The following is an 11,593-nucleotide window of genomic DNA, read 5'->3' on the forward strand; positions in this document are numbered from 1 at the left end:
GATACGCGGGCTTCGCTCGCTCCCCGACCGCCGGTTGAGAGCGAGAGAGCAAAGCGGGAGGGGGAGGGCGGGATAGAGTGGAGGGCGTTGTTCGAAGGCACGCGAAAGGGAGAGTGTTTCACGTGAAACAGCCCGACGAGGCGGACGCCGAAGCATCCTTCTCGTTCGAAGACACCCCTCTCGCCCGCGAAATCGCCGATCTTTCCGCTCGACGACGTGCGCTCGAGAGCAGCGACATCCAGCTCTCCGGCCGGACACGCGTGCTGACGGTCTCGAACCAGAAGGGTGGAGTCGGCAAGACGACCACCACCGTGAACATCGCCGCCGCGCTCGCGGCTGTCGATGCCCGCGTACTCGTGATCGATCTCGATCCGCAGGGAAACGCCTCCACCGCCCTCGGCGTGCCGCACACCGCAGAGACTCCGAGCGTCTACGACGTCCTCATCGACGAGTTCCCGCTCGCCGACATCATCCAGACGAGCCCCGAGTCGCCGAACCTGTTGTGTGCACCGAGCACCATCCATCTGGCCGGCGCCGAGATCGAGCTCGTCTCGCAGGTCGCCCGCGAGCACCGGCTGCGCACAGCGCTCGAGGAATACCTCGCGACGGTCGACGAGCGGATCGACTTCGTCCTCATCGACTGCCCGCCGTCACTCGGACTGCTCACGATCAACGCGTTCACCGCCGCGAGCGAGTTGCTCATCCCCATCCAGTGCGAGTACTACGCGCTCGAAGGCCTCAGTCAGCTGCTTGGAACCGTGCGGATGATTCAGAAGCACCTCAACCCACGCCTGTTGCTCTCGTCGATCCTGCTGACGATGTACGACGGCCGCACGCGCCTCGCGCAGCAGGTGGCCGACGAGGTGCGCGAGCACTTCCCGAAAGAGGTGTTCCAGACCGTCATCCCGCGATCCGTGCGCGTGTCGGAGGCGCCGAGCTTCGGGCAGACCGTCATCGCCTACGATGGGCAATCGGCCGGAGCGATCGCATATCGCGAGGCGGCCGTCGAGATGATCCGTCGTGACATCGCACCGAACAGCGAAGAAGGAGCATCCTGATGGCCAAGCGCACAGGACTCGGCCGGGGGATCGGGGCCCTCATCCCCACGAGCGAAGCAGTCGAGGATCGTCCCTCGGACGTCTTCTTCCCCCGGGCGGCCCCCACGGGCGACACGACGGGCCCCGGCGACTCCACCGACGAAGCGTCGACGGATGCTGCGCCCGCAGCCACCGCAGACACCAACGGCACGGAGACCGCCGACTCCACCGAGAAGCTCCTCGCCGTTCCCGGCGCACGCCTCGTGCACATCGATCCGCACGAGATCGTGCCGAACCCGCGGCAGCCCCGCACCCACTTCGACTCCGAGGATCTCGCCGAGCTCGTCCACAGCGTGCGGGAGTTCGGTGTGCTCCAGCCCGTCGTCGTGCGGGCGACCGAGGACGGCACGTACGAGCTCATCATGGGCGAGCGCCGCACGCGCGCGGCTCGCGAGGCCGGCCTCACCTCGATTCCGGCTGTCGTCCGCGACACGTCGGACGAGCACCTTCTCCGCGATGCTCTGCTCGAGAACCTCCACCGCTCCGAACTCAACCCCCTCGAAGAGGCCTCGGCCTACCAGCAGCTCCTCGAGGACTTCGGCATCACGCAGGAAGAGCTCGCATCGCGCATCGGCCGGTCGCGTCCGCAGATCAGCAACACCATTCGCCTCCTGAAGCTGCCCATGCCGGTGCAGCAACGGGTCGCAGCGGGCGTCCTCAGCGCCGGCCACGCCCGCGCGATCCTGTCGCTCGAAGGCCCCGAGGCGATGCAGCGTCTAGCCGACAAGATCGTGAACGAAGACCTCTCCGTACGCGCCGCCGAGGCGGCAGCCAAGCTTCCCGATGCCGGTCCGTCCCGCTCCAAGCCCCAGGCCGGGGCCCGTCGCGCGCACCTCGACGAGGTCGCCGAGCGGCTCGGAGACCGGCTCAACACGCGCGTCCGCATCGCACTGACGGCACGAAAAGGCCAGATCAGCATTGATTTCGCGAGCATCCAGGATCTGAATCGCATACTCGAAGAGATCGGCGAGACGGGCTACGGCTCGCTCTGACCCCGACCGTCTGAGCCCAGCGCACGAGCCCGACGTCGCAGCACTGTCGCCTCAGCATCGTTGCCCGGAAGCTCCGCTGCCCGCAGGAACCCCTCGGTCGCGGCATCCGTCTCCCCGATCCGCTCCAGAAGCTCGGCCCGCACCGCCCACCACGGGCGGAACGTGCCGAGCTCCGCGGCCAGATCCTCTACGATCGCCAGCGCCGCCTCCGGCCCCGCCGTCATCGACACCGCCACGGCGCGGTTGAGACGCACCACCGGCGACGGCGCGAGTGTCTCGAGAGCGTCATACAGCCGCACGATCCGCTCCCAGTCGGTCTCCGCTAACGTCGGCGCGACTGCGTGGCACTCGGCTATCGCCGCCTGCAGCCCGTAGTACCCGAGGCCGCGGTCCGCAGCATCCGCTCGCCGTCGTGACTCGAGACCACGTGCGATCGCCGAACGATCCCACCGACGGCGATCCTGCTCGGCGAGGGTGAGCGGCAGACCGCGCGCATCGACGCGCGCGGCGAAGCGTGACGACGAGAACTCCATGAGGGCGATGAGTGCGTGCACCTCGGGCTCGCGGGGCATGACCGCTCTCAACTGACGCGCGAGCCGCACCGCCTCACGCGCGACGTCCACGCGAACGGCCGCATCGCCGCCCGAGGCCGAGTAGCCCTCGGTGAAGAGCAGATAGATCACCTGCAGCACGCTGGCGAGCCGGGCCGGCCGCTCGCCGCGATCAGGCACGTCGAAGGGCACGGCGGCATCCGCGAGCGTCCGCTTCGCACGGACGATCCGCTGCTGCACCGTCGGCACGGTCATCAGCAGCACCTGCGCGATCTGCTCGGTGGTGAGCCCCGCGACCGTGCGGAGGGTGAGCGCGAGCCGCGCCTGCGCCGGCAGCACCGGATGGCACGCGACGAAGACGAGCCTCAGCACGTCGTCGTCGATGCGATCGGGATCGCCGAGGTCGGGAACCGCGTCGCGCTCTTCGTCGTGGCGCACATCGACGGCGAGCAGCGGCTCGCGCTGCGCGAGCCGCTCGCGACGACGCCACCCGTCGACGGCGCGCCGCTTGGCGACGGTGAGCAGCCAGGCCCCCGGAGTGTCGGGGATGCCGCCGGCCGGCCACCGGGACAGCGCCTCGAGCAGTGCCTCCTGCGCGAGATCCTCGGCCCACGCGAAGTCGCCGGTGTGACGCACGAGCGCGGCGACGATGCGTGCGGATTCGCCGCGCCACACCGCCTCGACGGCGCGCCGGGCGTGGTCCTCGACACCCGTCACGCGTCGCGCTCCGGCGCGCGCGTGTGCGACCCCGCGTCCCAGGCCTCACGTACCCTGGATGGGTGGCGAGAGAAGAACAGACCCACCGCAGGCGCGCCAGCCTGGAGCTCTTGCGTGCCGAGGCGACCGACGAGTTGTCGGTGCTGATCGCCGAACGCCTGCGCGCGGGCGAAGACCCGTGGGACTTCATGGAAGACCTGCCGAGTGTCGACGAACTGGTCGTCTTCATGCTTCGCGCCGAGAACATCGCCGAGAACGGCGGGGTGCGCCCGACCGCGGCTCGCCAGTACCGCGTCCTGCGTCAGATCGCCCTGGACTATCCGCCGCTGACGCGCGCCGTGTGGCGGCTGCTCGGTGACGCCGAGACGCACCGTCGCTGGGATGCGACGGTGCGCGCCGACGCGTCCTGACCCGCCCCAGGCGGAACAGGACGCATCGCTCACGTGTTGGCTGCGCGCCACTCCTGCTCCTTCTCGATCCACTCGTCGCCGGGCAGATCGAAGTCGGCGAGATCGTGCACCCGACGCACCTCGAGCGCTGATCCCGGCCCGAGCGGGCACTTGCGCGCCCAGTGGACGGCCTCTTCGCGGCTTGCGACCTCGAGCATCCAGTACCCGTTGAAGAACTCACGCGTTTCGGCGAACGGCCCATCGGTGACGGCCGGCGGGGTGGTGGTGAAGTCGACGCGGAACCCTTCGGCGGGGTCGGTCAGACCCTCGGCCGCCAGGAACACCCCGGCCTTCTGCAACTCGTCGTTGTAGGCCCCCATCACGGCGAACATCTCGGCCATGTCCATCTCGGCGGCCTGTGCCGCCGCCTCGCGCTCGACCTGCATGATCAGCATGTACCGCATCTCGTCCTCCTGACGTCGCTCGGGCCACCGGCCCGGGGGTCTCGGTGACCCTTCTCACTTCGTGCGTCGAACGAGAGGGGCCCGGATCGACATCCTTGCCGAAATCGCTCGAAGAATCGACGGATGCCGAAGCCGGCATGTATGAGAAAGCCCCGCTGATCCGGACTTTTCATCCGGAACAGCGGGGCTCTCTCGAAGAGCGGACAGCTCAGCCGATGTAAGCGGCGAGGTCCTGCTCGAGCGCGAACTTGGGCTTCGCGCCGATGATCGTGGTCTCGACCTGACCCTTGTTGAATACCTTCATCGCGGGGATCGAGGTGATCTGGTACTTCATCGCGAGATCGGGGTTCTCATCGACGTTGAGCTTGAGGATCGTGATCTTGTCGGGGTGCTCCGACTGGATCTGGTCGAGGACCGGGGCGACCATGCGGCACGGACCGCACCACACGGCCCAGAAGTCCACGAGCACGGGGCCCTCGGCCTGGAGCACGTCCTGCTCCCAGGTGGCGGATGTCGTCGCCTTGGCGGTCATTCTGTCTCCTTCGGTGGGTAAGTCTTCCGGTTGTTCGAACGCGGCGGCGCTTCGGATTGTTCCGAGCGGCTCGCCAGGCCCGATCAGGCTGCGTCTGCGCCGGGCAGGTCTTCGATCTGGTCGGCGGTCGCGTCGGGGGCGCCGGCCTCACCGAGGGCGGCGAGGAAGTGCTCGACGTCGAGGGCGGCGACGGTTCCGCTGCCGGCAGCGGTGACGGCCTGACGGTAGGTCGGGTCGACGACGTCACCGGCGGCGAAGACGCCGTCCACCGACGTGCGCGCGGAGCGGCCGTCGACCCAGATCGTGCCCTCGGGCGTGATGTCGAGCTTTCCGTGCACGAGGTGCGTCCGCGGGTCGTTGCCGATCGCGACGAACACGCCGTCGAGGGGAAGCACGCGGCGCGTGCCGTCGACGGTCGAGCCGAGCACGATGCCGGTGACGGCTTCGTCGCCCAGGATGTCGACGACTTCGCTGTTCCAGACGAACTCGATCTTCTCGTTCGCGAACGCGCGCTGCTGCATGATCTTCGAGGCGCGCAGCTCTTCGCGGCGGTGGATGACGTAGACCTTCGAGGCGAACTTGGTGAGGAACGTGGCCTCTTCCATCGCGGAGTCGCCGCCGCCGACGACGGCGATGACGCGCTCGCGGAAGAAGAATCCGTCGCACGTCGCGCAGTACGAGACGCCGCGGCCGGAAAGTCGCTCTTCGCCGTCGATGCCGATCTTGCGGTGGGCCGAGCCCGTTGCGAAGACGATCGCATGGGCTTCGTGCTCGGCGCCGCTGCCGAGCTTCACCTTCTTCACCGGGCCGTCGACATCGAGTTCGACGACGTCGTCGTAGAGCACCTCGGCGCCGAAGCGCTCGGCCTGCTCCTGCATCTTCGCCATGAGCTCGGGCCCCTGGATGCCCTCGGGGAATCCGGGGAAGTTCTCGACATCGGTGGTGTTCATCAGCTCGCCGCCGGCTTCAACCGAGCTCGCGACCACGAGGGGCTCGAGGTTCGCCCGCGCCGCGTAGATCGCCGCGGTGTAGCCCGCGGGACCGGATCCGATGATGATGACGTGACGCACTCGCGCACCCTTCTCTTTCGGGGCGGAATCGCCCCGCATGACTCAACCCATGGTAACCGCGGGGCATTCCACCCCGTGCCGGTGAACGCGCGGTGAACCCCGTCAGCGGCGGCCGGGCAACATCCGTCGAACCAGGCCGATCGCGGTGTCGAGCTCGGGCGCCCTCAGCAATGCCAGCAGCCCCACGTACACCGCGATCGAGACGATGCCGATGATCCCGGCGCCGATCGCGCCCAGGAGCTTGTCCGAGACCATCCACCCGTCCACGCCGCCGAGAAGGAGGAACGTGAGCCAGCCGACCGCCGCGGCGGGAACGGCGGCGAGGGCGAACCGGCCGAGCGACAGCATCCACGACCCGATTCCGAGACCCCCGCGACGGCGCTGCAGCATCGCGGTGGCGATGATCACCTGCACGATGGTCGCGAACGACTGCCCGAGGGCGACGGACGCGGCGAGCCACCCGATCGCGAGCACCTCGGCCGACACCGCCCAGGACGCTGCCAGGGCGGTGAGCACCACGAGTGCGCACTGCAGCAGCGTGAACAAGAACGGCGTGCGGGTGTCGTCGTAGGCGTAGAAGGTGCGCTGGATCACGAACAGCACGGCCAGCGGCACGAGGCTGAAGAGGTAGCAGACGAGCACGACTGCCGCGGCGACGGCCTCGTCGCGACTGCCGGTGAAGATGCGCGATGCGGGTACCGAGGCTGCCGCGAGGGCGGTCGTCGCGATCACGACGAAGAGACCCAGAATGCGGATGCTGCGCCCCACATCGGCGCGCACCTCGTCGTGGCGGCCGCCTGCCGCGTGCTCGCTGAGCTGCGTGAAGTACGGGGTGCCGATCGACAGCACGATGATCGAGTACGGGAGCATGAACAGCAGCCAGGCGTTCTGCGACACGAAGATTCCGGGGTCGCCCTCGGGGATCTGCGAGAGGACGCGCGACTGCACGATGCCGGCGAGCTGACCCGCCACGACCATCAGGAAGGTCCAGCCGGCGAGGCGCCCGATCTGCCCGAGGCCAACGCCGCGCCAGCGGAAGTCGGGCCGCACGTGGAGCCCGGTGCGTCGCCAGAACGCGAACAGGATCACTGTCTGCACCACGATGCCCAGCGTCGCGGTGCCGGCGAGAAGCGCGATCATCTCGGGCGTCCACACCGTGCCGGCGCCGGCCGCGCCGAACAGCTGGATGAAGACGAGGAAACCCGCGATCGAGACGATGTTGTTGACGATCGGCGCCCACGTGTACGGACCGAACACGCGTCGGGCGTTGAGGGATTCGCCCACCAGCGCGAAGAGTCCGTAGAAGAGGATCTGCGGCAGGCACCAGTACGCGAACGCCGTCGCGAGGGCATGCTGGGCGGGCGGGAAGTCGGGAGCGTAGAGCGATACCAGCCACGGAGCCGCGATCGTCGCGAGCGCCGCGGTCGCCACCAGCACGACGGTGCCGAGCGTGAACAGCTTCGACACGAACGCGCGCCCGCCGTCGTCGTGCGCGGCGGCCTTCACGATCTGCGGCACCACCACGGCGCTCAGAAGCCCGGTCGAGATGATCGCGTAGATGTTGTTGGGCAGCTGGTTCGCGATCGCGAAGGCGTTGCCGGCCTCCGTGGTCGCCCCGACCGCCGAAACGAGCACGACCGCGCGGAGGAAGCCGGTCAGCCGCGAGACGATCGTCCCGGCACCGATGAGGACGCTCGCCCGCCCGATGCTCATGCGTCGTCCTCGGCATCCGCTCCGGCTGTCTTGCGACGGGCCCGCATCCGCAGCACCGTCCGCACGACGCCCAGCAGCAGCAGCGCACCCACGAGTGTGCCGAGGGCTGCGACACCGAAGGTCTCCCACTCGGCACGCACGTCGACGTCGACCGACATCGGATCGCCGATCGCGACGCTCGCGGGGCTGCGCAGCTGCAGGGCGATGGTCACCTCGCCGCTCCCGAGCCGCGCCTGCACGGGAACTTCGACGCGGGTGTTGCTCGACGCGGTCGCCACGACCGGGTTCTCGCCCTGGACATCGAGCCGCAGATTGTCGGGGGTCGCATAGAGGACGAGGTTGACCGGATACGGCAGGTCGTTGCGCACCCAGAAGCGCAGACCCGCGTTCGAGCCGTAGAGGTCGATCGAGTCAGTGGGGAGGAGACCGACCGCGTCGAGGGTGGTGGTGGTCTCCTGGCTATGGGTCGCGACGGCGGCGTTCCACGCGAGGTCGTCGCTCGTCCAGCCCGCGCCGAGCAGCTGCAGGATCTCGGCGCGCTCCGGGCCGGTGAGCAGGGACGGCTCGTCGAGGATCGTGGCGAATCGCGAGAGTTCGGCTTCGTCAGCGAAGAGAGCGGATGCCGCAGCCACCCTCTCCGCCGGCATCGCGGCATCGGTCAGAGCGATCGGCGACGCTTCGGCGGCGGCGAGCCCGCTGAGGGTGATCGGCACGGCGCCGGGGGTGCGAAGTGCTGCGCCGATGGTCGCCCCGAGTGCCACGTTGGAGCGGCCCTGCGCGCGGTCGACGGTCACCAGCAGCGGACCGCCGCCGGACTCGTCGGTCGCGAAGGCGAGGTAGGCGGCCGCCGCAGTGAGCGGGGCGCCGCGGCGAGCGGTGTCTTCGAGCGACGCGTCGCGGAGTGCCCGCGAGGCGTCGGCGTCGTAGACGAGCACGTCGGCCTCGTCGACGAGCGCGCGAGCCGGGACCGTCTCACCGACAGCGCCGCCGGCGGTGGCTGCCGATGACAGCAGGGTGAGGGAGGTCTGGTCGTCGACGGTGATGCCGCCGATCTCCGAGACCACGCCAGAGGTCGCTGCGCCGCCCGCCGGCCAGTAGACCGCGCCCCGCGCTCCGCCGATGTCGAGCAGCTCGTCCATGCTCGGCAGCACCACCGCATCAGGATCGGGAGCAGGGGTCGCCGTCGGCGCGGGCGTCGGCTCGGCATCCTCATCGGGGTCGAAGTCGGCGGGGTCCATGTAGGCGGTGAGCGAGGTCGGGCGCAGCGGACGGTTCAGGCCGGCTTCGAGCTGCACGGCCACATCGGCGTCGCCGAACTGAAGCGCGAAGCGCGAGTTGGGCAGGTCGACCAGGCGCTGCACCCAGGCGCGGGCGGAATCGGGGGCGGCGGAGCCCAGCACCCGGATCGCCGCGGGGATCGCGGGGTCGACGGCCAGGATCGCGGCGGTGTCGGCGACCCCGTTCAGCTGGCTCGTGAGTGCACCGTTCGGAGCGGTGAGCACCGCGAGCTGTTCCGCCGTCAGCAGACCGGTCGACAGCGGCCCGGCGGTGATGGGCACGACGACGCCGATCCCCACCCCTGAGACAGCGGGATCGGGAACGATGACGGCGCTCGTCGAGGTCGTCGTCACCCCGGCCGTCTCGTACGCGGCCGCGAGCGGATAGACGCCGGGCTCGAGCGCCGTGAGCGTCGGATCGTCCGCTTCCACCCGCAAGCCCTTCACGAGTTCGCCGCCGGGGACGACGGCATCGAGGAGCACCGTGCCCACGTCGGTGAGGCCCGCCGAAGCGCTCTCACCGTCGAGCCACGCGGTGAGCGCCGCGCGGTCGCGGAGCGCCGTCGTGCCGAGCGAGAGCGTCGCGGTGACCGGTGTGGTCGCCACCGCGGTGCCGTTGTCGAGCGCGAGTGAGACGGCGAGCGGGTCACCGGGCGAGACGATCCCCTCTCCGACCGGTGCGAGGGTGAACTCGACCATGCCGGTCGGCGCGATCGGGGTGGGAGTGGGTGTCGGTGCGGTAGCGGCAGCGGCCGGCATGCCCCCCGCGCACAGGCCCAGCATGACGAGGGCCACAGCCGCCGCACGGCGTGCACGACGGGCGCGGCGCGGCGGGGTCCCGTGGCGGAAGTCGGTCATGAAGTGGTTCGCTCCTGTGCGATGTCCTGACCGCACGATCGAGTGCGATTCTACGGCGCGACCATCTGAGAGCCCCGCACCGCACCGCCCTTCACCACTGCACTGGGCGGCGCGGTGTGAGGCGCGGTTGAATGGAGCCGTGCTTCCCGAACCCGAACCCGCCACGTGCCGAGACCTCGCCCATGATCTCCGCGAAGCGGGTTACACGTCGGATGCGCTGCGCGACGCCTGGGGCGAGACCGCCGACGACGCGATCGCGCGCGGGCTCCGCTCGCCCGCCGAGCGAGCCATCGGTGATCGCGACGACGCGGTGGCGGTTCTCGGGCGCCTTCTCATGCTCGGGATGCCGCAGCCGACGGCATACGTCGATCGAGCGCTCCCCCGCACCGGCGCCGCCGGCATCGCGCGGCTCGGGATCGGCGTGATCGACGGCGACACGGTGCGGCCGACGGCGCTCGTCCGACCGCAGGCGATCTCGTTCGGAGGCGACGATGAGACACCGGATCGGGAGATCGCCTGGTGGCTCGCGAGCGATCTCGACGAGGCGGCGCTCGGTGGCGCGCTGCCCGAGGATCACGTGCTCGGGGTCGGCGGCGCGTCCCTGACGCTCGCGGCGCTGCAGCTGCCGACACCCGCCGGTCGGGGGCTCGACATCGGCAGCGGATGCGGCATCCAGGCACTGCGTGCCCGGCGCTCGGTCGACCATGTCGTCGCGACCGACATCTCGGAGCGCGCACTGCACTTCACGCGCCTGAACGCGGAGCTCAACGGCATCGACGCCATCGAGACTCGGCTCGGCAGCCTGTTCGAACCGGTCGCCGGCGAGCAGTTCGACCGCATCGTGTCGAATCCGCCGTTCGTCATCACACCGCGCTCCGACGGCGTGCCCGCGTACGAGTACCGCGACGGCGGACTCGTCGGGGACGACCTCGTCCGGGCGTTCGTCGAGGGCGTCGGCGTGCACCTCGCGCCGGGTGGAGTCGCACAGCTGCTGGGCAACTGGGAGACCCGCGCCGGGGACTCCGGCCTCGACCGTGCGCGCGCGTGGGTTGAGGCGTCGCCGGTGCCCCTGGACGCGTGGGTGGTCGAGCGTGAGAGCCTCGATCCGCTCTCGTATGCCGAGCTCTGGGTGCGCGACGGCGGGACTCTTCCGGGCACCGAGCGCTTCGCGAGACTCATCGATGCGTGGCTCGACGATTTCACGGCTCGCCAGGTGACCGCGGTCGGGTTCGGCTACGTGCTGCTGCGGCGTCCGGTTGCCGGGCAGCCGTCGCTCGCGCGCTACGAGACCCTCCCGCAGCCGCTCGGCGGGGACGATCTCGGCGCCCACCTGGCCGCCGCGCTCGCCGCGCACGACCGGCTCGCCGCCCTCGACGATGCCGCGCTCGCGGCATCCGTCCTCGCGGTCGCCGCCGACGTCACCGAAGCCCGCCATCACCTGCCGGGAGCCGAGGATCCGACGGTGATCGAGCTGCGTCAGGGCGGCGGATTCGCCCGCTCGCTCGCCGTGGATCCCGGCCTCGCCGCCCTCGTCGGCGCCTGCGACGGCGACCTGCCGGTCGGTGTGCTGATCGATGCCATCGCACACCTGCTCGACGTGGATGCCGCGGCCCTGCGCGCCGATCTGCTGCCGCGGGTGCGCGAGCTCGTCTTCAGCGGGTTCGTCCGGTTCGCGTGAGCGGTTCGTCGGCATCGGCAGGCTGATCCCTGCGGAGCAATGTGACGACCCCCATTGACACGGACCGGTGATCCACGGGACGATCCGAACCGGGCGGTGTGGTGCGGACCGTCCACCCTGGGCATTCCCCTCGCCGGGTGTGCCCGACCCTCTGGAGGGCTTGTGGGGAGTGCTCGAGCGTCTCGGCGGCTACGCCCGCCTTCGCTCGTCGACCGCGCCCGGACGCCGCTGATAGCAGCGGTCGTCACCCTCGCG

At 70.1% G+C, this 11,593-nt stretch carries 10 protein-coding genes; 4 read left to right on the forward strand and 6 right to left on the reverse strand.

The window, feature by feature from the left end; genetic code table 11:
- The first annotated feature begins 122 nt into the window (after window positions 1-122).
- Together FFS15_RS14350 and FFS15_RS14355 are read left to right on the forward strand one after the other, a co-directional pair.
- The gene (locus tag FFS15_RS14350; RefSeq protein WP_137845725.1) at window positions 123-1,058 is read left to right on the forward strand and encodes a ParA family protein; all 936 of its coding nucleotides are present in this window, start codon (window positions 123-125) and stop codon (window positions 1,056-1,058) included.
- Window positions 1,058-2,089, forward strand: a complete 1,032-nt coding sequence (locus FFS15_RS14355) for a ParB/RepB/Spo0J family partition protein (RefSeq protein WP_137845726.1) — start codon at window positions 1,058-1,060, stop codon at window positions 2,087-2,089. The genes FFS15_RS14350 and FFS15_RS14355 overlap by 1 nt, the downstream gene beginning before the upstream one ends.
- Here FFS15_RS14355 and FFS15_RS14360 read toward each other — a convergent pair.
- Window positions 2,074-3,357 carry a sigma-70 family RNA polymerase sigma factor gene (locus FFS15_RS14360; protein ID WP_137845727.1) on the reverse strand — a complete coding sequence of 428 codons (1,284 nt, stop codon included), beginning with the start codon at window positions 3,355-3,357 and terminating at the stop codon, window positions 2,074-2,076. The two genes, FFS15_RS14355 and FFS15_RS14360, sit on opposite strands and share 16 nt — an antisense overlap.
- Window positions 3,358-3,419: 62 nt before the next feature.
- On the opposite strand from FFS15_RS14360, the gene FFS15_RS14365 reads away from it, so the two are divergent.
- Window positions 3,420-3,767 (forward strand): tryptophan synthase subunit alpha, encoded by a 348-nt coding sequence (locus tag FFS15_RS14365; protein WP_137845728.1) that lies wholly within the window; start codon window positions 3,420-3,422, stop codon window positions 3,765-3,767.
- Between the two features lie 29 nt (window positions 3,768-3,796).
- Here the strand turns inward: FFS15_RS14365 and FFS15_RS14370 are convergent, their stop codons facing one another.
- The 5 genes from FFS15_RS14370 to FFS15_RS14390 form a co-directional block, all read right to left on the reverse strand.
- Entirely contained in the window at window positions 3,797-4,210 is a 414-nt protein-coding gene (locus FFS15_RS14370) for a YciI family protein (RefSeq protein WP_137845729.1), read from the reverse strand.
- Window positions 4,211-4,418: 208 nt separating this feature from the next.
- Window positions 4,419-4,742 carry a thioredoxin gene (trxA, locus tag FFS15_RS14375; protein ID WP_137845730.1) on the reverse strand — a complete coding sequence of 108 codons (324 nt, stop codon included), beginning with the start codon at window positions 4,740-4,742 and terminating at the stop codon, window positions 4,419-4,421.
- 83 nt (window positions 4,743-4,825) lie between these two features.
- Window positions 4,826-5,812, reverse strand: a complete 987-nt coding sequence (gene trxB / locus FFS15_RS14380; protein ID WP_137845731.1) for a thioredoxin-disulfide reductase — start codon at window positions 5,810-5,812, stop codon at window positions 4,826-4,828.
- Between the two features lie 102 nt (window positions 5,813-5,914).
- Window positions 5,915-7,525, reverse strand: a complete 1,611-nt coding sequence (gene murJ / locus FFS15_RS14385; protein WP_137845732.1) for a murein biosynthesis integral membrane protein MurJ — start codon at window positions 7,523-7,525, stop codon at window positions 5,915-5,917.
- On the reverse strand, window positions 7,522-9,660 hold the full coding sequence (locus FFS15_RS14390; RefSeq protein ID WP_137845733.1) for a DUF6049 family protein: 2,139 nt from the start codon (window positions 9,658-9,660) through the stop codon (window positions 7,522-7,524). Before FFS15_RS14390 ends, murJ begins: the two co-directional genes overlap by 4 nt.
- A 139-nt stretch (window positions 9,661-9,799) precedes the next feature.
- Between FFS15_RS14390 and FFS15_RS14395 the strand changes: the two genes are divergently transcribed.
- Window positions 9,800-11,338: a methyltransferase gene (locus FFS15_RS14395; RefSeq protein WP_249354079.1), complete on the forward strand. Its 1,539-nt coding sequence runs from the start codon at window positions 9,800-9,802 to the stop codon at window positions 11,336-11,338.
- The last annotated feature ends 255 nt before the right edge of the window (window positions 11,339-11,593 follow it).

This window comes from Microbacterium sp. 2FI, from assembly GCF_005502885.1.
GTDB lineage: Bacteria > Actinomycetota > Actinomycetes > Actinomycetales > Microbacteriaceae > Microbacterium.